Below are 20364 nucleotides of genomic sequence, written 5' to 3' on the forward strand. Positions count from 1 at the left end.
GGTCATACCGTGCAGTCAACTCTCTAGTTGTCCACCCGCTTCGAATTCCTAGTCGGGTGCTCGGCGGTAACCCAACGCTTACGTGTTGGCTACCTGCCGCGCCGTTTTCGCCCTTTAGTCTGGGCACCGATCTGGTCCCGGCTGTTAGGGCGATATGCCGAACTTGTCGCGTTCGACGTAAGAGCAAACGATAAGTCAGGACTTGAGCCCAACCAACTTAGGTTGCACTAATAACAGTGTCTAGCTGGGCTTCTCCATCGATCCTCCACTACCTGCGCGTTCTCTAGTGTAAAGCAGCCGAGCGGCATCGTTTCAGTCGAGTTCGCCACTGTTGTCCAGGTGACCGGCCCGAGCGGAGGATCGCCCCGCTCACACGCCGGTATGCCCTCTCACCTGCATCGAAACAGATTTCCCCGCAATCACTTCGGATAAACCGGACGTAAGGTGGCTAACTTTCCGGACACCTCACCACCCCGCCGAGAGCGCCTGGGAGACAGGTAGCGGCAATGTTCCGACCGTACGGAATCGTTTGCCGTTCACCCAGCTCAGCACACGACTGGCTAACGTTGAATATGCGGTAGCTCACATTTGCCGGGGTGGTTCGGGGTGACCAAGCGCACGAAACGCGCCGGAAACTCGCCGGTGTGAGCCTGAACACATCCCCGTCGGCACACTCGGTGGAACCCGGCTCGGCCTGTCACGCTGAGATAACGAATAAGCGATAGTTTCGCACGGCCGAAACACCCTGGGACTTAGAGGATGTGAGATCCCATGACCGCCCCACACGTCCCTGAGCCGCACGTTCCCGCCGATGAGGGCGGCAGCACGCCATCCTCCACACCGCCCGCGCGGCGCTCACCCGGGCCGTCCGATCCCGCCGCCGGGGTCCGCACGCTGCTGACCTGGCTGGGCGGCGGCGACAGCCGCCTGACCGACCGGCACGAACTGTCCGGTTACACGCTCACCGGCGCGGTGGTGGCGCTGTTCGCGGGTGTCGCCGGTGCGGTCACCGCCCTCGCCACCGGGGCCGCCGGCTGGCCGATCGTCGGCATCGTCCTCATCGCGCTGTTCGCCACCCTGTTGGCCGGAGCCGTCGGGCGGGCGATGGCGACAATTCCGGCACCCGCCCGGGGTGAAACACGCCGTAGCCGAGCCGAATTCGCCGGGCGTGTCGCCGTGGCGGTGCTGGCGGGCGTGATGGTGGCCGAACTGGCGAGCACCGCACTGTTCGGCGGCACCGTGGACCGGCTGCTCGACGACCGGGCACGGGCCGAAACCGAATCCGTCGCGACCGTCGTCACCGCCCGCGACGAACTCGATCGCGCCCGCACCGACCGCACCGCGCTCGACCAGCAGATCGCCCAGGCCAAAACCGATATCGACGCCGCGCTGGTGATCGCGCGCTGCGAATACAACCCCGGTCCGGAGTGCCCGAGCAACCGCATCACCGGCGTACCCGGGCGCGGCCCCGAGGAGCGCACCGCCAACGAGATGCTCGACGACGCACGCGCCCGGCTCACCGCCGCCGAGGAGCGAATCGCCGGACTCGACGCCCGGGTCTCCGACAGGGAGCGGGCCCTCGCCGACGCGCGGGACGCCGCCTACACCGACGGCGACCGCGGACTGGGCGCGCGGTGGGTCGCCATGAACGACCACACCACGGCGCACGGCGGCGCGCTGACACTGCGCCTCGCCACCATCGTGCTCATGGTGCTGCTGGCCCTGCTGCCGCTGCTGCTGCGCTGGTGGCGCGGGGAGACCTCGTTCGACCGGCGGGTCGCCTTCCGCGCCGACACCGACCGCGCCGCGCAGGAGGCCGAAACCGCCATCGCGGTGGGACGCGCGCAGACCCGGGTCGAGATCGAGAAACTGCACGCCGAACAGGCGATCACCGCCGCCCGGCTGACCGCGCACGCCGATACCGCCATCAACCGGGAACAGCAGCGCAAACGCATCATCGCCGCCATCGGCGGGCTGGAGATCGGCATCACCGAATCCGGCCGCCGCGCGGTGAACGAATTCGACCGCGCCGCGCTGGACGACGCGCCGGCGCACGAACTACCGGCCGCCACGGCCGGAGACCGAAAGGACAGCTCCGTGTCTCAGGAGGGGATCGTGACACCGTCGAACCTGCCCGCCCAGATCGCGCCGGGAGCCGTGGCCCCGGCCGCCGCGGGCGGCGCACTCGCCCCGGCCGGTGCCGCGCCGCGCCCGGAGCAGGCGAAACCCGGTGGCGGCCTGGAGCTTCCGATCATCGGCACGGTGCCCTTCACCGATACGGCCGCGCGCTGGATCCGCCCGCTGGTGCCCTCCTTCGTCGCCAATGCCATCGATACCGCGACCCACCCGCTGCGCACCGTCCGCCAGGCGTTCGAAGAGGCCGAGGAGATCACCTTCACCCTGCGCCGCACCCGCAAGGTGACCGTCGACTCCGAGGACTCCGCCCAGCCGCAGCAGCCCGGCTACCAGCTCCAACAGCCTGGCTACCAGCTCCCCCCGGGAGCCCAGCAGCAGTACGCCCACCACGTCGCCTCGACCGTGGTCGACCAGCCGTACGCCCAGTACCCGGGCTACGCCCCCGGCTACACCGCCCTGCCGGGCGGGCAGGCCGCCCACGGCTACGGCCTCCCGCCCGCACCCCAGCAGACCGAGCTGAGCGCTCGGCAGCACCCGGCCCTCGAATACCGCGGGCCGCGCGAACTGCCGCCCGGCAAGAACGAGTAGACCGCAGCGGCGGTCCGCCGCATGCCTGGTGGATCAGGCTCGCTCGCAGGCGATTCCGTCATTGTCACGGTCGAGATGCGGGGCGTAGCCCGGGTCGCCCCGGTGCAGCGGGGCCTGGCCCGCGCGACGGACCTCGTCGCAGTTCCGGTAGTAGGTCGACGGTGCCTGCGGCTCCGGAGCGGGCTGCTCCGGCTGGGCCTGCGGAGCGGGCGCGGGGGCCTGCGGAGCGGGACAGAACTGGGACGATCCGGCATTGCAGAGCAGATCGGTGATCGGATCGGCCGACGCGATCGGTGCGCCGAGGGTAAGTGCTGCGGTGGTGAGCAGTCCGGCCGCAACCGCGCCCGTGCGTCCGCGCCACCGGGTAATCGAGATGTTCACGCTGATATTCCTGACTGATACGCGCAGCTGAGACCGTGTCCCCTGCGTCCAAACTGTGCCGGGAAGCGTGGAGTGCCCACGCCCTCGGGCAGCGCGCCCCCGACCAAAGCGAACCGCGAGAAAACGCTAGCCCGCCGGAAGCCGACGGTTCTGACACAACCGCCGACATTCCGTGCCAAAGATCAGCCGGTCAACCGGCCCATATACGTATATAAGTACGTACACTTACGGCATGGATCCGATCAGTCTCGTGATCGGTGCCGGATTGCTCGGCGCCGGCTGGATCATGGGCCGTTTCGGGCACCGCGCGGCCCGCAAACCGGCTTCCCACGCACCCGCCGAGCGGGCGGTCTGCGGCTGCGGTCACGACCTGGCGCTGCACGATCGGGAGGCCGGGCAGTGCCATGCCGAGTACATGCGCAAGGTCGGGTACGGCGGCGGCATGCGGGAGTGGGCCCGGTGCGCCTGCCGCCGCTATACCGGTCCGACCCCACTCGAGGAATTGTTCAGCCCGCCGGTGCTGCCGCCGACCGCCGAACAGCAGTGAGCGGGCGCGGCCCCGAGCAGCAGTGAACGCGGGGCGCGGCCGATGTGGCCACGCCCCGCAGGAGCCATGCCTCGCAGGACTCGACTACACCCGCAGCCAGCGGTCGCGTACACCCGCGGCTGGCGGTCGCCTACACCCGCGGCTAGCGGTCGTGCCGCGCACCTGCGGCTCGGTGGACGATGACCGCTGCCAGCAGCAGGATCGCCGTGGTGCCGGTGGCCGCCAGGTGGATGCCCGTGACGAAGGCCGCGTGGGCCGAGTCGACCAGGGTGGCGGCCGCCGCACCGGGTAGGTGACGGGCGGTTTCGACGGCGCCGCCGAGGGATTCGCGAGCCGCGTCCACGTGGGCGGACGGCACCGTGGTCAGGTCCAAGCCGTGGCGGAAGGCCGCCATCACCACACTGCCGAGGATCGCGACGCCCAGGGCCACACCACCTTCCAGGGCGGTCTCGGAAATCGCGGCGGCATTGCCCGCCCGCTCGGCGGGTGCGGAGCTGATGATCATGTCGGCCGAAACCGTCAGCGCCACACCGGCTCCCAGACCGATCAGCAGGAAGCCGAGCACGAACGGCAGCACCGAGGCCGACGGATCGGCGCGCAGCAGCCAGAACAGCAGCGCGCCCGCGGCCGCCACCAGCAACGAGGCGACCAGCACCGATACCGGACGCCAGCGGCGCACCAGCCAGGCCGCGCCCAGCGAACCGGCCATACTGCCGATGGTGCCGGGAATCAGCAGCAGACCCGCTTGCAGCGGTGCCAGGCCCAGCACCAACTGCAAGTACTGCGACCCGAAGAACAGCACACCGGCCAGCGCGAACACTGACAGCAGATTGGTCAGCACCGCCGCGCGGAAGGGCGGCAGCGCGAACAGATCCAGGTCGATGAGCGGTGCGGTGAGGCGGCGCTGACGACGCAGGAAGACCGCACCCGCCAGCACGCCGACCACCGCCGCGACCAGCGCCACCGAACTCACGCCGTGCGCCGCGATCTCCTTGACCGCGTACACGATCGGGATCAGCGCCAGCATGGACAGCCCGGCGCTGAGCAGGTCGAAGCGGCCCGGATTCGGGTCCCGCGATTCCGACACCAGCACCGGGGCCAGCACCACGAGCAGCGCCATGACCGGCAGGTTCACCAGGAATACCGAACCCCACCAGTAGTGCTCGAGCAGCCAGCCGCCCAGCAGCGGTCCCACGGCCGCGCCGCTGCCCGCCATCGCACCCCAGACCGCGATGGCGACCGTGCGCTGCCGCGGGTCGGCGAACATGCTGCGGATCAGTCCGAGCGTGGCGGGCATGAGGGTCGCGCCCGCGACGCCCTGCAGCACGCGGGCGGCGATGAGCATCTCGGGGCTGATCGACCAGGCGGCCAGCGCCGAGGCCAGTGCGAATCCGACCGCGCCGATGAGCAGCAGTTTCCGGCGGCCGATGCGGTCGCCGAGGGTGCCCATGGTGATCAGCAGACCGGCCAGCACGAAGGAGTAGACGTCGATGATCCACAGCAGCTGCGGGGTGGTCGGGGCGAGATCGCCGCTGATGGCGGGGACCGCGAGGTCGAGCACGGTGGCGTCGACCGAGATCAGCAGCAGGGCCAGGGCGAGCACGCTCAGCCCGGCCCAGGTGCGGGCGGTGGCGCGCGGGGGTCGACCGTCCGGGAGGGGGGTGTCGACGGCGCGGCGGTCGGCCGCGGTGTCGGGAAGCGCCGCGGTTCCGGGTGTGGGCCGGGCGTTGCTGTGGGTGGTCATATCCTTCGCTGCTTTCCGAGTTTGAACCGTCCAGACGGTACAGTATCAGACCAACCGTCCAGACGGTACAGTGATGCCCGTGACAGCGACGCGCGACCGCATCCTCGACGCCCTCGAAACCCTGCTGCTCGACAAGGGCATGTCTCAGGTGACCCTGGAGAACGTGGCCGCCGCGGCCGGCGTCTCCAAGGGCGGGCTGCTCTACCACTTCAAGTCCAAGGACGCCCTGCTGGCCGGGCTGGTCCGCCGCCTCGGCGAACGCGCCGACCAGCAGCTCGAATCCGCCGTGTCACAGGGCCGGTCGGTAGCCGAGTGGTATTTGCAAACCCCGCATCCCGACAACGAGTCCGACGCCCTCGAATTGGCCCTGTACCGCTCCATGCTGGCCACCATGCGCACCGTCGACGGCCCGCACGACACCGATGTGGACGAGGTCGACCGCGCCCTCACCGAGGTGATGAATAACTGGAAGACCGGCCTGGACAACGAGATCCACGATCCGGTGCGCGCGGAGATCGTCAGCCTGGTCGGCGACGGTGTCTACCTGCGCGCCCTGCTCGGCCTGCCGCCCGTCGAACCGGAGCTGTACCGCCGGGTCGTCGCCCGCCTACTCGACGCGTAGGAGCGAAGTCGCGAGAACCACGCCGGAACGGCAGCCCACCGCGGTCTGGGACGCCGCACCGCACGCTGTACCGAAAGGCAGCCGTGCGTGTGGAGCGCACCATCGCGCCGGCGTTCGTCGTCCGGCTTCACGGCACCGGCCCGGCAGTACCCGGAGGCGCGACGGCGGTCGCCCGCGCCAGTCGGCAACGAACGAGTTCCTACTGGGAATCGCCCGCCACCCGCCGAAAGCGTCGAGTCGCGACCGAAAGCCGCCGGACCGATAGACTCGGCGCGTGTTGCCAGCCGCCGACCACGCCGGTCCGACGACCGGATCGGCGACGGAACCCCAGCCCGAACCCGCGCCGGTGCCGATCCGGCCGCTGCGGTTCCGGGAACTGATGGACCTGCCGTTCGAGCTGGTGCAGCACCGAATCAAGCTGTTGGCGGCCCTGTGTGGGGCCGGTGCGGCAGTGAGCGCGGCGGTCGCGATCGGCTGCACCCTCGTGGTGATCGCGCTGGCCGGTGACTCCGATGCCGCCGTCGCGGTCGGCGCGGTGCTCATCACCCTGGTGTGCCTCTGGTTCCTGCGGCTCTATGTGCGCGGGGTGACCACCGTCGTCGCGGTCGCCGAGGTGTACCGGCAGCCGCCGGGCTGGCGGAGCGCGCTGCGGCGGCTGCTGCCGCATCTGCCCGCGCTGGCGCTGTTCCAGCTCAAATACACGCTGATCGGAGTCGGCGTGCTGGCGCTGGGCGTGCCGCTGGTCATCACGCTGCCGTTCGCGGTGATCTGGCTGGGCTGGCTGCGGGCGCGGCAGTACACCACCACACCGGTGATCGTCGGGGAATCCAACACCGCAGCGGTCGCCGCGCAGCGCGCGAAAACCCTGGCGCAGGGCACGGAATGGCAGTTGGTCGGCGTGTGGATGGCGCTGCGCACGCTGCTGCCGGTGCTGCTGCTGCCGATGCTGCTCGCCCTGGAACTGGTCGCCGAGTTCACCGGCACCCACCGTCCGGCGGTCATCGCCCTGATCATCAGCGTGGTCATGCTCTGGACCGCCTTCGCCGACACCATCGAATCCGCCACGCAGACGGTCGTTTACGTGGACCGCCGCTGCCGCCGCGAGGGCTGGGACATCCGCATTCCGCGACACGCGACCGCCACGGGAAATGGAGCACCGTCATGACCGGCGCGGGTGGAGAACGCGACGACGCGGGTAGGCCGGAACCGCCGCGTAATCCGCCGGGTGCGCCGAGCACGAGGCGTCCGGGCGACAGCACCGATGCCCCCTCCTCGGGCGGTGGCACGGGCACGTGGCATCCGGTCGAGATGCCCAGCGCCCCACCCATTCCGACATTGGGCGCGGCGGACGTACATCTGGCTGCCGCCGAGGAGGCGGCGCGCAGACAGGATTTCGCCACCGCGCAGCGGGAGCGGTTCCGGGCGGTCACCCGCGGACTGGAGCAGCACGGGGTGCTCGAGGTCAGCCGCGCCCGCACCGCCGACGAGACCGCGCACGCCGCCACCACGGCGCTCGGCGAACGCGGCGAGGTCACCGATCCCACCGAACTGCCCTCGGCGGCGCGCAGTTTCGACGAGATCGTGTACGGCGGTCGCCCCGCCACCGAATTCGAGTATCGCCGCCTGGAGCAGGCCGACCGCTACTCCACCGCGCCGCCGCCGGGCGCGGAGCCGGACGAGATCAGCGAACGCCGCCGCAAGCCGCGCAAGAGGACCGCCCGCTCCCGGCGATCGGTGGACACCCCGGAACTGTTGCGCGACTGGCGGTTCTGGGCCGTGATCCTCGGTGTGCTCGCGGTGGCGCTGCTGATCTTCGGGCTGGTGAACGCCCTCAGCGCCCCCTCGGTACCACGGCCGACCGCACCGGACGGGCCGCCGCCGCAACCACCCGATATCGACGGACCGGAGTTCGGGGAGGGGCAGGACTCGCTGTTCGAGCGGCTTCCCGGCTGGGTCGCCTTCGGTGGACTGCAATGGGCCATCGCCTGGGTGATCGTGCTGTGGTGGCGGGCGCGCCGCCGCGGCAGCGTGGTGCCCGATCCGCTCCCGGTGCAGGTGCCCGCCCACGAACTGCTCGCCGGACAGGCCGGGCTGTACCGCCGCTCCCGCGACTTCGAGCATGTGGCCGCCCGGCTGCGCTCGGCGTCACTGCGGCGGCTGCGCCCGGTGCTCGGCCTCACCGCCGACAGCACGCCCGATCGGGTGCTGGCCGCGGTGACCGCGCGCAGCGGGGCCGCACCGGCACTCGTCACCGCCGCCCTGTACGACCCGGTCCCGGACCGGGGCACCCTCGAACTCGTCGCCGCCCAACTCGAATGGATCGAAGCGGAGGTCCTGTGACCACAGTGGACACCACCCACACCCCTACCGCCGAGGACGCGCAGCAGGCCCTGCTGGCCCTGCGCGCGGAGATCGGCAAGGCCGTCGTCGGCAATGACAATGCGGTCATGTACCTGGTGCTGGCGCTGCTGTGCCGCGGCCACGTACTGCTCGAAGGCGTTCCGGGCGTGGCGAAGACACTGCTGGTGCGCTCGCTGGCCACCGCGCTGGAGTTGGAGCACACGCGCGTGCAGTTCACTCCGGACCTGATGCCCGGTGATGTCACCGGTTCGCAGATCTACGATCCGCATTCGGCCGAGTTCACCTTCCGACGCGGCCCGGTGTTCACCAATCTGCTGCTCGCCGACGAAATCAACCGCACCCCACCGAAAACGCAGTCGGCGCTGCTGGAATCCATGGAGGAGCGCCAGGTTTCGGTGGACGGTGTACCGCAGCCGCTGCCGGAGCCGTTCGTGGTGATCGCCACCCAGAACCCCATCGAGCAGGAGGGCACCTATCCGCTGCCGGAGGCGCAGCTGGACCGGTTCCTGTTCAAGGTCGATGTGCAGTTGCCGGGCCGCGACGACGAGTTCCGGATTCTGCAACGGCATGCCGCCGGGTTCGACCCGCGTGATCTGGCGGGCGCGGGGCTGCGGCCGGTGGCCGGTCCCGCCCATATCGAGGCCGCCCGCCGGGCGATCGCGCAGGTCACCCTGAGCCCGGAGGTGCTGGCCTACATCGTGGACCTGTGCCGGGCCACCCGCACCTCCCCCGCCGTCGCGCACGGTGCGTCCACGCGCGGCGCGACCGCGCTGATGGCGGCGGCGCGCGCCTTCGCCTGGCTCAACGGGCGCGGCTACGTGACCCCCGATGATGTGAAAGCCATTGCGCTGCCGGTGCTCCGGCACCGGTTGCAGCTGCGGCCCGAGCACGAGGTGGCGGGTGTGACGGCCGAGGGCGTGCTGAGCTCACTGCTCATGTCCGTTCCCGTTCCGGTGTAGCCGATGGTCGTGACCGGCCGGTTGGCCCTCGCCGCGGCGGCCGCGGCGCTGTTCGTCACCCTGGTGCTGCCGTCCTGGCTCGGGGTGCTGGTGGCGACGGCGGCACTGGCGGTGCTGGTGATCGTGGACCTGGTGCTGCTCGGCTCCGCCGACGACCTCGAGCTGACCCGGGAACCGGTCACCACGGTGCGCACCGGACGCGCGGCCGAGGTGGAACTGGTGGTGCTGAACAAGGGTTCGCGCACGTTGCGCGGCGTCGTCTGGGACGACTGGCCCGACAGCGCGCACGCCGAACACCGCACGCACGAACTGCGTCTGCCCGCCAATACCCGGGTTCGGTTCCACACCGAACTCACCCCGGACTATCGCGGTGACCGCATCGCGGGACCGGTGACGATCCGGCTGCTCGGCCCGCTCGGCATGGCGGGACGCCAGACCCGCCGGGCGGTGCCCGCCCGGCTGCGCGCGCTGCCGCCGTTCCGGTCGGAACGACTGCTGGGAGCGAAGATTCGCCGCCTGCAGCAGATGGAAGGGCGCAATACGGCCACCATTCGCGGCCAGGGCACGGAATTCGATTCTTTCCGCGAGTATGTGGTCGGCGACGACGTGCGCACCATCGACTGGCGCGCCACCGCCCGCGCCGACGACGTGCTGGTGCGCACCTGGCGGCCGGAACGCAACCGGCATGTGGTGATGCTGCTCGACACCGGGCGGATCAGCGCGGGCCGCGTCGGCGACGGCACCCGCCTGGACGCCATGGTGGAGGCGGCGCTGCTACTCGCCGGGCTGGCCGCCGCCGGTGGCGATACGGTGGATCTGCTGGCCTTCGACCGGGAGTTGCGCACCGAGGTGCGCGGGGTCGGCGGAAAGCGGTTGCAGTTCAAGCTCATGCACGCCCTGGCCGCGGTCGCGCCGCGCCTGGTGGACACCGACTATCAGGCGCTGCTGAACGCGACCCTGCAACGCGCCCGCCGCCGCAGCCTGGTGGTGTGGTTCACCCACCTGGACGCCGCCGTGGTGCAGGAGCGGCTGCTGCCCGTGCTGCCGGTGCTCACCCGCCGCCACCGGGTGCTGATCGTCGCGGTCACCGATCCCGAGGTCGCGGCCGCCGCCACCCGCCGCGCCACCGTCGACGACCTGTACACGGCCGCCGCCGCGGAGAGCCTGGTCATCGAGCACACCCTGACCCGGGAAAGCTTGCAGCGCATGGGCGTTCGCGTGATCGCCGCACCGCCGGAGCAGCTGCCGGAGGCATTGGCGAACGAGTATCTGGAGCTGAAGCAAACCGGCGCGCTCTGAGTTCGGTTGCTTGGTTACCTCTTTGAGGGTTTGGCCCGCATGATCCCGCTCAATCCGAGGTAAACCTTCAACCGTCTCTTCACAGATACGATGACAAGGTATGTCGAATAGTGCAGCGGCCGCGTCACGCGGTCGATCGGTGATCGCCGCCGGGCGTCGCCATTCGGCCGGTGTCCGCACGGATGGATCGGTTTCGACGGCGGGACGGCCCCGGGCACCGGAGTGCCGCACCGATACCTGGCGCGACATCGTGGCCGTGGCCGCTGGAAACGTGCACACCTTCTCGAACACGGGCCGGTCGCACACCGTGGGCCTGCGCGCTGACGGCACCGTGGTCGCGGTCGGCTGGAACGGGGACGGCCAGTGCGACGTCGACGCCTGGACCGGTGTGGTCGGCATCGCCGCCGGTTGGCGACGCACCCTGGCGGTTCTCGCGGACGGCACGGTCCGGGCGGCGGGAAGGGGAACGGAGGGGGCGTGCGACGTCGACGCCTGGCGTGAGATCGTCGCCGTGGCCGCCGGGGATTGGCATTCGGTGGGCCTGCGCGCGGACGGCACGGTCACGGCGGTGGGTAACAACCGACGGCGGCAGTGCGAGGTCGCCGACTGGCGCGACGTGCGTGCCGTCGCGGCGGGCTATCTGCACACCGTGGCCGTCACCGTGGACGGGCGGGTGCTCGCGGCGGGGGCCGCGTCGCATGGCGTCACGCAGGCATCCGGCTGGCACGACGTGGTCGGAGTCTCCGCGGGCAGCTATCACATCGTCGCGGTCGACACCCGCGGCCGGGTCTTCGCCGCCGGAGACAACAGCCACGGGCAGTGCGATGTGGAGTCCTGGCGCGATGTCATAGCGGTCGCCGCCGGGTCCACGCACACCCTCGGGCTGCGCGGCGACGGAACCATTCTCGCAGTGGGCGACAATGACAGCGGTCAATGCGATACGTCGGGGTGGCGACTCCGGATCTGATGGTTCGGTCGGCGAGGTAGCCGCCCGCTGTCAGCTGTCGTCGGATCTCAGACGTGCGTCGCGACCGGCCGCGACCACTGCGTTTCCGGCTGGAACGGCACAGCCGGTGCGGCGGGCGGCACGGGCAGTGCCCGGCGCTGACGTTCGGCCAGGATGGCACCCAGGATGTGCATGGGCGGATGGCCCACGGGCACGGGCATGGCCAGCTCCGCACAGACCGCGTGCAACAGCGCCGTGCCGAGCTGCTGTTGCGCCGGCGGGGTCAGGCCGGGAAAGCGCAGCAGGTACTGGCGCACCGCACGAGCCGATTCGTCGGACAGCCCGGACACGTCGAGCTGCCGCGACCAGGCCAGCAGCCAGGGCGGCGGCACCGCGAGTCCCACATAGGGAATCCGGGTCTGCCCGTGCACGACCACCGTGCCCGCCAGAATGTCACCCACCCGCCGCGCCTGCGGCGAACACAGCGACACCAGAATCGCGATCAGCCCGGTACCGAGAATCCAGAAGTCCACGATGCCGCCCAGCCCCCGGGTGAGCGCATGCCGAAAATCGACGGGCCCACCATCGGCCCGCACCACCCGCAGCCCGAGCGCCAACTTGCCCACGGTCCGCCCGCGCGTCAACGTCTCGCACGCCACCGGATACCCGATGAGCACCCCCACGACGATCACGATGAGCGCCGCGTCCTCCCACGCCGAATCCGCGTTCAGCCCGGCCAACGCCATCTCCGCCACGAAGATCAGCAGCAGCCCACCCACCAACTGCACCACCAGGTCGATCAGAAACGCCACCGCCCGCGCGGGCAGCCGCGCGACCGGCAGTTCGACGGCGACAGCCTCGCCGGTGGTGAATAGGGCCATGGTGACTCGCATTCTTCCCACGCACACGCGGCGAGGCAACACGCGCGCGCCGTGTCACGCCACCGCGCCCGGTCCGCTGGGCGAGTACACCGTTCCCCCGGTGCGCGTTCAGCCCTGATGGACGCTGCCGCAGCGCCTGCCCCAACACGTCGACGTGAGTATTCATCGGCCATGTCGCCGACACCGTGAGATCAGTCGTTGAGGCCCCAGGTGTTGAGAGTGGGCGGGGGCACTCAGCCCTGCCGAGTCGGTCTCGGATATGCCTGGCGAGGTACCCGGCCTTGTGCGCAGAACCGAAATCGGCTCCCGCGCGGCCGAGCCGCTACAGCGCCGCGCCGAGCCAGGAAGCGAACCCGAGCAAGCTGTCGGTCTGCCGCCGCTGGGCGCCTGCGATTCCGTGTACGGTTTCGCGCACAGACGGGTGCAGACGGGTCTGCTGTGGCGCTGCCGCCCGGGCCTTGTTCAAGGCGGCCAACGCTCGGTCGGGCTTGCCGCTGAGCAGCCAGGCGCGGGCGTTGTCGTGCCAGTGATGACCGATTCGGGTCGGCGGTGCGTCGGCCGTATAGGTCAGCTGCGCCCCTTCCACCGCCGCGCGGTTCGGATCGCCCGACTCGAGTTCGATCGCGTGTGCGTGGATCTCCACGTTCAGCGGACCGAACGCCGTCATGTACAGATCGGTTTCGCCGGTCCGGGCCGCCATCTCCCGCGCGGCTCGAACGTGGTCGACCGCGCCGGGATGGTTGAGCTTGCGCGCCTCGTTGATCGCCCCGGCCAGATGGGAGTACCCGGCCAATACCAGCCCGGCGCGGCTGCTGTCGGCGGACTCGATGGCGGAGTCGATGAGTTGCCCGGCCACCTCGGCCTCGCCGTAATGGGTCAGCACCCGGGCGCGGGCCAACGCGGAGAACGCACCGTAGTTCGGATCGTCGGCGAAGGGGGCGTAGCCGTCGGCCAGGTCCAGCGCGGGAAGCGCCAGCATCAGATGACCGGTGCGGCGGGCGGACCATTCGGCGAGTACGTAGGCGGAGGTGAGCAGGGTGTACGCGTGCGACTGCTCATCGCCGGAAAGGTCACGTACCGCCCCGTGCAACCGCCGGATGATATCCGGCAACATCTCGATCGTCTGGCGCGTCCGGTCACTGCGGTAGAGCTGTTGGGCCGCTTCGAGATCGGCCTCGATCCGAGACAGCGGGCCAGGCTCGGCAGCGCGAGCGTAGCGCCCCTCGGTGAGCAGCACCGACAGCGCATTCACCGCGTCCGACAACGGTTTTCCGTCGTCGTACGGAGCGCCGGTCAGGTGTTCCGGTGTGATCCGCAGGGCACGCGCGACCGCTGAGATGAACCCCGGCGATGCCGGTTCACGTCCCTGCTCGACCGCCTTGACCATGCTCAGGCTGTACGCGGCGCGGGTGGCGAGCGCCCGCTGGCTCAGCCCGGCGATCTTGCGTTCCGCGGCGATCCGATGCCCCACATGTTCGCCCATGTTCCGAGCGTAAACCCGCGATAGCCCCATGTCTCCCTGTCCCTTCACTGTCCCTCCGCCTCCTTGCGGGCAGCGAAGCTCAGTGGCAGCCCCGCCGCCAGGTCGATCCCGTAACGGCTTCCTGGCGGTGGTGCGCACCACTTCGACACGGATTGGGGCGGGCCGGTGGAACTGCACGGGCGATTCGATGAGGACGGGGCGGTGCCGTCGGGCGACGGCTTCCGCTACCTCCAGCGCATCGACGGCTCATGGTCGCTGATCGGTGATGACGGTTGGGAAATAGACCCCGACGACATTCACCCCGACGCGAGGTCCGCGCTTGCCGCCGTGGCGTTCGCGCCGATCGACATCGATCCACTGCGGATCGTGGACACCGAGATTCGGTGATCACCATGTCGTGGTGGGTGTTCGCGATCGGTGTGGTTGCCGCAATCCTGCTGACCGCGGCCGCGTACGCGGTGGCGTGGTTGTGCCCGCGCCATACGCCGGACGGGCGCAGCGTGGCCGAGATACGGCAACGGCTGCGGGAGGAGCGGATCGAGATGGAAGCGGCCGTGTGGCCGGTCGGGTACCCGCATGATGCGCCGGACCGACCTATGGGGGAACTCGAGGCCCAGCGAACGATGCAGCGACACCGGTCGTGTCGGGTCGGTGAGTGTCCGCGCAAGACCGCGGCGTGGCGGACGCTGGTGGAGGCGGGCCGGATCACACCGGACTCGGGACGCACCTTTTGATCGGGGTACGTCGCGGTACGACAGCCGATTTCGCACCGCCGCTCATCTCAGAGCATCGGCATGCAGTGGTCGCAGGTCCGAATTGATCGCCAATCCGGGAACGCGCCACGTGGCTCCTTCGGCGAATCATGATGCCGTTGATCGGTGAATCCGGGACTGCCCGGATGCCGCATCGGGTGAGAGCTGACGTCACGGTTCGGCTTGACATCATGCTGTGGCAGGGTCGGTCGTCACACACGGTATGCGGCATTTCAGTGCGTCTTCTGTCCAACAGCGCGCAGTACCTCTGCGAGCCAGACCAAGTGGTATCCAATCGCCTGATCCGGATCAGCGAGCAGGTCCGTCAAATGCTGCCATGACCACGAGAGCTGACCCATCGTCAGGTTGGGCGGAACCCTATCGACGACGTACAACTCGTCCTGCGGGATCGACCAGAAGTAGTCCTCGTCCAATCGGACAATGTCACCCCCCGTGGTCGCCTCCACATGATCCAGTAGCAGATTGAACGATCTGCGCAGCTCGGTGAGAGATACGTCCAAGTGCCATTCGGTCATGAGCATCATCATGACGGGATGGCTCGAACGCACTGAACTCGGCCGGTAAAGGACGTTCGGCCCCCTAGGATAGGTTCGGCCGGTTGACCGTCCGCAGCGCCACGCTGGCCGGTTCGGTCAGCGCGACAGTGGCAGAAGCGGATGCCCGTCAGAGCGGCAGCCTGTCCGACCATAGTCGGAGTACTCCGATCACCCTCGATAGCGTGAATCGCCTCCGAAGTCTGCTCCCCAGCGCAAGTAACCACTGAGCGAATCGGAGATGCCCACGCGCTCGTCAGTTTCGTGGTCCCACACGTAGATCCCATCGACCCACCCGTCAGATCCTCGGTGGAAGCCGAACTGGTCGCCACTGCCATTGTCGCCTATGGACATGAGTTCATCGAAGGGCCTGAAGAGTTCGGCGAAGTCCGCGCGATTCCGAAACACGGCATTTCGGTCGATGATCCGCTGGATCGACCAAACCAGCCCAGTTCCGGTTTCCACACCGTCGGCCTGCCGCAGCAAATCCCGCAGCTCACCGGGTACCGGCTGGCCGAGCTGCTGCTCGATCTGGTCAATTTCCATGTCGGAAGCTGGTTCTCCGAACTCGACCCAGGGGTATAGCCGACTGATCAGGTCCTTCCACATGCGCAGATCTTCTCACGGCAAACGATCAGCATCCGATTGAAAGGGCACCGGGTTCAATCGAGGAGTCCGAAGTCGGCGAGTGCATTGCATGACGAACGTTGCCACCGCGCGCACGGTCATCGGCATGTGCATGCACTCGCCGGCTGAGCCCGCGGCCGGTTCCGAACGCCCGGGTCGCGGCAATAGCGGATGCTCAATTACGACCGTTCCTAAGAGTTGGGCGAGTCGATCAGCCCAGATATCGTGGCCAAATGGGGCATCCTGGTTCGCAGTACTACAACCCAGATCTGACGCCGGACGAGATAGACACGCTGCTCCGCACTAACTACTTGCTCGTCCAGGCCAGCCGGGCAGCGCTGGGCCTCATCAGCAGTGAAATCGTCGGCATGGCCGTCGAACCGCACCCCGGTGCGATAGTGATCCACGTGGCGGCCACGCGGGAAACACCGGCGCTAGCAGAGGACCTCGACGACATCGTCAGCGATCTGCACGCGTCTCTGTCCGGCGGCCCCGAGCAAAACTCGGTCATCATCACTCGAGTGCACCTAGGCTGGCCCGATGCCACGTGGCATAGCGGCTCGTACGCACCGTTCTACATTGCCAAACCCGACGACGACTGATGCCGTTGCGCTCTCCGCCGGACATGCCGCAGATCTCAACGGATTGGGTTCGCCCGCCGCCGGGCCGTCTCGAGCCGCCCGATTCCGAGGCAGCGTCGATCGGTAGCGACCGCCGGGGGGCGCGATACTCGGCATGTGCGGATGGTTGAGGTGTCATGTGGCTGAGGCCATGTAGGCGGCCAGGATGTAGTTCGGGTGCCGGTCGAGGTTGGTACGGGCGCGGTCGTAGCGCATGGTGGTGCGCGGGTCGGCGTGGCGGGCGGCGATCTGGACATCGCGCAGGTCCACGCCGGCATCGAGCATGGTGGTGAAGAAGGTGTGGCGCAGCATGTGCGGGTGCAGCTTCGGCAGCCGCACCACCGAGTGCTCGGCCAGGCGCCGCAAGCGGCGGGTCGCGCAGTGCCGGTCCATGCGCCGGCCCCGAAGGTTGAGCAGGATCGGCCCGCGGACTCGGTTCTCCACGGCGCGGTCGACGGCGCGACCGACCGCCGGCGGCAACGGCACGAGCGCGATCTTCGTGCCTTTGCCGACAGTGCGCAGCACCCGGTGGCCGTGTTCCTCGCCGATATCGTCGATGTCGCAGCGGCACGCCTCGCTGATCCGCAATCCGAGCAGCCCCAGCATGGCCACCAGCGCGAAGTCCGGTGGGTTGCCCGAGTCTCGGGCCGCACACAGCAGGGCCTCGAACTGCAGATGCGAAAGTCCCAGTGTCGGTGACTCGTTCGACACCCGCGGCCGGCGCACGTACTCGGCGGGGGAACGGTCCAGCCCGCCGTCGATGACGCAGGTGCGGTAGAACCCGGCTACGACGGCCAGGCGGCGGGCGACGGTGGCGGGTTTGAAGCGTCGGACTTCCTGCATCCACCGCATGTACCGTTCGACCTCGGTGCGAGCGACGGTGAGCGGCGTCAGTTGCTGGTCGGTGCACCAGGAGAAGTACAGGCGCAGATCGGATTTGGTGTGGATACGGGAGACGGCGGAGAAGCGGGCGAGGTAGGCGAGGGCCGCCAGCCGGAGCACGAGGTCGTCACCGGCGAAGGTGACATCGATGTCGGGTGAGGGGGCCATCCCTCACGATGCCGCCACCCCGGCAAACCGCCCGAGCAGACGCGCGGGTCGCGGCATGTTCGGACGTCTCGAGGATCCGGACGTGCCCCCGTGCCTCGCCTTCGACCCCGGTCCGGCACAATAACGCCGGTGCGAGCCGCCGACCTAGAGATTGAGTTCCGCCGGTACCTGGACAGCCACGGCCGCGCCCTCGACGACCTCGACGCCACTACGGCGATCGACGCGATGACCATGTTCTATGCCCATCACCGCGTGGCAGATGCCGACCTCGACAACGACGGCGACATGCTGCTGTTCCAGTGGGGCATTTATGACGACAACCAGCAAGAATTCGTTTACGACATCACACGCCAAGTGATCACTGATCACGGCGGCGATGACAATATCCGGCAGCTCTCACTCACCCTGCACTATCCGATGACGCCGACATCCCCCAGCATCGGAAACGGCAGTCAATGGTGTTCTCACCCAGAGCAGGCCGAACATTTCCTGTCGCTGGTTACCCACCACCCGGCGACATCTCATGTCCTCACCACTCACCCACACCGTACCGAGGTCACCTTCGACCACGCCGGATAGTCGAATCCAGATCGACGTTCGATGCGCTGAAATCGGCAGATCAGTGCGTGCGCCGGCAGGCGCCGTGGCCGCCTCGAACGCGCGGGACGCGGCACGAGCGGATGTTCGAGGACCGTGCACTTGACGCCGAGCTCTATATGCCTGTCTGACCGTCGATCCGTTCCCGAATCAGGTCGGCGTGCCCGTTGTGCCGGGCATATTCCTGAATCATGTGCGTGAGGATCCACCGCAGGCTGTAGCGATCGCTGGTCGGTCCATATTCACCGAAGGTGTCCAGCGTCTCGCAGGAATCGGCGATCTCGCGGGATCGGGCACATGCGCTGTGCCACAACCGGAGTGATTCGTCTTCATCCGCGTTGTCGACGTCGAAGTCCGTACCGTCCGGCGTGTCGGCCTGCCAGTACTCAAACGGGGTATCCGCACCGGCCAGGACGCGCGAACCAGCCTATTTCGACATCGGTCAGATGGCGGATGAGTCCGAGCAGCGACAACCGCGACGGTTCCACAGCCCGCGAGCGAAGCTGGTCGGCGGTGAGTCCAGAACACATCCGGGCCAGCGTTTCTCGATGAAATTCCAGGGCGCTGGTGAGCGTCTCACGTTCTCCGGCAGTCTCGTGTGTTTCGGTCCGTTGCGTTGACTCCACCCGTTCATGATGCCGGGTCCGTGCGAGTCGTGATCAACGTCCGCACTTCGGCATGAGCGTGCGTTCAGACATCCCCCATGCCGCCGAACCTGCTCGCCGACGACGTCAGAGTCGCCGATGCCTACGGGGTTTTAGCCCGGGTATCAACTCTGGAGTTCGCCGATACTCACCGTCGAGACTCATCAGCGTAGCCAGCCGGTGCTGGCCGCCGCGTCGGGCGGGGCGCGTCGGTGACGGCCGATAGTCTTTCCTCAGCCGTGCGGCAGGAGGGCAGTGATGGATCTGGACGCGTACACCTATGTGCACAGGCAGTCCTGGGAGCGACTCGATCAGCTCGCGACCCGGCGGAAGCGGTTGTCGGGGGCGGAGACCGATGAACTGGTGCGGCTGTATCGGGTCACCTCGCAGCAGTTGGCGGCGTTGCAGACGCAGGGGGCCGATGCGGAGTTGATCGCCGGGTTGTCGGCGATGCTGACCCGGGCGCGGGGGCGGGTGTTGAGTGCGCGCACCGAGATCGGGAAGGAGATCGGTTACTTCTTCACGCACCGGTTTCCCCTCGCGGTGTATCGGGCGTGGGGCTGGTGGGTGGGGGTCGCGGCGGCCTTCCTGCTCGGGTCTACGGCGCTGGCCTGGTGGGTGGCCGAATCGTCGCATGCGCGGCGGACTCTCGGGCTGCCCGAGAATTCGCCGGAGCTGACCGGGCCGGGCGGGGCGTTCGAGTCGTACTACTCCGAGCATCCGAACGACGCGTTCGCCGCCCAGGTGTGGACCAATAACGCGTGGGTGGCGGCGCTGGCGCTGTTCACCGGCTTCCTCATGCTGCCCGCGGTCTACGTACTCGTCATGAACGCGGTGAATCTGGGCATCACCGCCGGGCTGATGGGGCACGCGGGGCGGCTGGAATCGTTCTTCACGTTCATCCTCCCGCACGGAATGCTGGAGCTCACCGCCATTTTCGTGGCGGGCGGGGCGGGGCTGAAGCTGGGGTGGACGCTGGTCGATCCGGGGCGGCGCAGCCGGGTGCAGGCGCTCGCGCACCAGGGCCGGGCCACCGCCGTGATCGCCGTCGGGCTGGCGGTGGTGTTGTTCGTCTCGGGCCTCATCGAGGGTTTCGTGACACCGAGTCAGCTGCCCGATCCGCTGCGCATCGGGGTCGGCCTGCTGGCGGAGTTGATCTTCCTCGGCTATGTGTTCGGCGTGGGTCGCCGGGCGGCGCTGGCGGAGGAGGAGGGTGAGCACATGTCGAGCTACTCGACGGGAATCGGACCGGAACCGGCTGCGGTGAAAGGTGCTTCGACCTCGGTGGCGGCGGTCGGAAATTGATTTCCACTGGCCGCAGCGAGTCCAGCTCAGCTGCGGCCAGCGTTGCCGACAACTCTACACAATCGTTATGCCGACGCAACCCTCGACACGGACCGCGGGCGTATAAGCCGACCAGGCGAATCGGGCACTGCGGGAGGGTGATCCGGGAAGATCGCAAATTTCCAGCTTCCCCATTTTCGAGGCTAGGTAACGATCACCGTGATCATTTCGTGGCTACTTCCGCGCCACCGCCGAGCGACCCTAAGGACCGCTTGGTGTGAACCCCGCC

20 protein-coding genes and 1 pseudogene are annotated in these 20364 nt (G+C 68.7%); 13 read left to right on the forward strand and 8 right to left on the reverse strand.

From position 1 onward, the window contains the following. Window positions 1-771 precede the first annotated feature (771 nt). Complete coding sequence (locus FOH10_RS31195) at window positions 772-2724, forward strand: DUF4407 domain-containing protein (protein WP_143983349.1); 1953 nt, start codon at window positions 772-774, stop codon at window positions 2722-2724. Between the two features lie 33 nt (window positions 2725-2757). Here FOH10_RS31195 and FOH10_RS31200 read toward each other — a convergent pair whose 3' ends face one another. After that, window positions 2758-3099, reverse strand: a complete 342-nt coding sequence (locus FOH10_RS31200) for an excalibur calcium-binding domain-containing protein (protein WP_143984428.1) — start codon at window positions 3097-3099, stop codon at window positions 2758-2760. Between the two features lie 238 nt (window positions 3100-3337). Here FOH10_RS31200 and FOH10_RS31205 point away from each other — a divergent pair, with 238 nt between their 5' ends. Next, window positions 3338-3652, forward strand: a complete 315-nt coding sequence (locus FOH10_RS31205; protein WP_143983350.1) for a hypothetical protein — start codon at window positions 3338-3340, stop codon at window positions 3650-3652. Between the two features lie 142 nt (window positions 3653-3794). Here FOH10_RS31205 and FOH10_RS31210 read toward each other — a convergent pair whose 3' ends face one another. Beyond that, window positions 3795-5396: an MFS transporter gene (locus FOH10_RS31210; protein WP_143983351.1), complete on the reverse strand. Its 1602-nt coding sequence runs from the start codon at window positions 5394-5396 to the stop codon at window positions 3795-3797. A gap of 73 nt (window positions 5397-5469) precedes the next feature. Here FOH10_RS31210 and FOH10_RS31215 point away from each other — a divergent pair, with 73 nt between their 5' ends. The 6 genes from FOH10_RS31215 to FOH10_RS31240 all read left to right on the forward strand — a co-directional run bounded on the left by FOH10_RS31215 (window position 5470) and on the right by FOH10_RS31240 (window position 11604). Continuing rightward, the gene (locus FOH10_RS31215) at window positions 5470-6018 is read left to right on the forward strand and encodes a TetR/AcrR family transcriptional regulator (protein WP_143983352.1); all 549 of its coding nucleotides are present in this window, start codon (window positions 5470-5472) and stop codon (window positions 6016-6018) included. Between the two features lie 274 nt (window positions 6019-6292). Further along, entirely contained in the window at window positions 6293-7183 is an 891-nt protein-coding gene (locus FOH10_RS31220; RefSeq protein ID WP_143983353.1) for a hypothetical protein, read from the forward strand. Continuing rightward, window positions 7180-8358, forward strand: coding sequence for a DUF4129 domain-containing protein (locus FOH10_RS31225; protein ID WP_244961453.1), 1179 nt, complete (start codon window positions 7180-7182; stop codon window positions 8356-8358). Before FOH10_RS31220 ends, FOH10_RS31225 begins: the two co-directional genes overlap by 4 nt. Beyond that, window positions 8334-9338 carry an AAA family ATPase gene (locus tag FOH10_RS31230; protein ID WP_052373401.1) on the forward strand — a complete coding sequence of 335 codons (1005 nt, stop codon included), beginning with the start codon at window positions 8334-8336 and terminating at the stop codon, window positions 9336-9338. Before FOH10_RS31225 ends, FOH10_RS31230 begins: the two co-directional genes overlap by 25 nt. Before the next feature lie 3 nt (window positions 9339-9341). Next, the gene (locus FOH10_RS31235) at window positions 9342-10637 is read left to right on the forward strand and encodes a DUF58 domain-containing protein (protein WP_143983354.1); all 1296 of its coding nucleotides are present in this window, start codon (window positions 9342-9344) and stop codon (window positions 10635-10637) included. Window positions 10638-10737: 100 nt separating this feature from the next. Next, window positions 10738-11604: an RCC1 domain-containing protein gene (locus FOH10_RS31240; RefSeq protein ID WP_143983355.1), complete on the forward strand. Its 867-nt coding sequence runs from the start codon at window positions 10738-10740 to the stop codon at window positions 11602-11604. A gap of 47 nt (window positions 11605-11651) precedes the next feature. Here FOH10_RS31240 and FOH10_RS31245 read toward each other — a convergent pair whose 3' ends face one another. Together FOH10_RS31245 and FOH10_RS31250 are read right to left on the reverse strand one after the other, a co-directional pair. Next, window positions 11652-12464 carry an RDD family protein gene (locus FOH10_RS31245; RefSeq protein ID WP_143983356.1) on the reverse strand — a complete coding sequence of 271 codons (813 nt, stop codon included), beginning with the start codon at window positions 12462-12464 and terminating at the stop codon, window positions 11652-11654. 322 nt (window positions 12465-12786) lie between these two features. Then, on the reverse strand, window positions 12787-13947 hold the full coding sequence (locus tag FOH10_RS31250) for a helix-turn-helix domain-containing protein (RefSeq protein WP_143983357.1): 1161 nt from the start codon (window positions 13945-13947) through the stop codon (window positions 12787-12789). A 165-nt stretch (window positions 13948-14112) separates the two neighbouring features. Between FOH10_RS31250 and FOH10_RS31255 the strand changes: the two genes are divergently transcribed. Next, window positions 14113-14334 carry a hypothetical protein gene (locus FOH10_RS31255; RefSeq protein ID WP_143983358.1) on the forward strand — a complete coding sequence of 74 codons (222 nt, stop codon included), beginning with the start codon at window positions 14113-14115 and terminating at the stop codon, window positions 14332-14334. A gap of 17 nt (window positions 14335-14351) precedes the next feature. Beyond that, the gene (locus FOH10_RS31260; protein ID WP_143983359.1) at window positions 14352-14681 is read left to right on the forward strand and encodes a hypothetical protein; all 330 of its coding nucleotides are present in this window, start codon (window positions 14352-14354) and stop codon (window positions 14679-14681) included. Window positions 14682-14932: 251 nt separating this feature from the next. Here the strand turns inward: FOH10_RS31260 and FOH10_RS31265 are convergent, their stop codons facing one another. Then, complete coding sequence (locus FOH10_RS31265) at window positions 14933-15235, reverse strand: hypothetical protein (RefSeq protein ID WP_143983360.1); 303 nt, start codon at window positions 15233-15235, stop codon at window positions 14933-14935. Window positions 15236-15424: 189 nt separating this feature from the next. After that, the gene (locus FOH10_RS36365) at window positions 15425-15862 is read right to left on the reverse strand and encodes an SMI1/KNR4 family protein (RefSeq protein ID WP_143983361.1); all 438 of its coding nucleotides are present in this window, start codon (window positions 15860-15862) and stop codon (window positions 15425-15427) included. A 251-nt stretch (window positions 15863-16113) separates the two neighbouring features. Between FOH10_RS36365 and FOH10_RS35105 the strand changes: the two genes are divergently transcribed. Further along, window positions 16114-16482 carry a hypothetical protein gene (locus tag FOH10_RS35105; RefSeq protein ID WP_186000637.1) on the forward strand — a complete coding sequence of 123 codons (369 nt, stop codon included), beginning with the start codon at window positions 16114-16116 and terminating at the stop codon, window positions 16480-16482. A gap of 153 nt (window positions 16483-16635) precedes the next feature. On the opposite strand, the gene FOH10_RS31280 is transcribed toward FOH10_RS35105, so the two are convergent. After that, window positions 16636-17550 (reverse strand): tyrosine-type recombinase/integrase, encoded by a 915-nt coding sequence (locus FOH10_RS31280; RefSeq protein ID WP_221937898.1) that lies wholly within the window; start codon window positions 17548-17550, stop codon window positions 16636-16638. A gap of 129 nt (window positions 17551-17679) precedes the next feature. On the opposite strand from FOH10_RS31280, the gene FOH10_RS31285 reads away from it, so the two are divergent. Then, window positions 17680-18129: a hypothetical protein gene (locus FOH10_RS31285; protein ID WP_143983362.1), complete on the forward strand. Its 450-nt coding sequence runs from the start codon at window positions 17680-17682 to the stop codon at window positions 18127-18129. Between the two features lie 133 nt (window positions 18130-18262). Here the strand turns inward: FOH10_RS31285 and FOH10_RS35950 are convergent. Further along, window positions 18263-18677, reverse strand: a pseudogene (locus tag FOH10_RS35950) (DinB family protein). Between the two features lie 372 nt (window positions 18678-19049). On the opposite strand from FOH10_RS35950, the gene FOH10_RS31295 reads away from it, so the two are divergent. Continuing rightward, window positions 19050-20096: a stage II sporulation protein M gene (locus tag FOH10_RS31295; protein WP_143983363.1), complete on the forward strand. Its 1047-nt coding sequence runs from the start codon at window positions 19050-19052 to the stop codon at window positions 20094-20096. The last annotated feature ends 268 nt before the right edge of the window (window positions 20097-20364 follow it).

The organism is Nocardia otitidiscaviarum (assembly GCF_007362295.1).
Taxonomy (GTDB): Bacteria; Actinomycetota; Actinomycetes; order Mycobacteriales; family Mycobacteriaceae; genus Nocardia; species Nocardia otitidiscaviarum.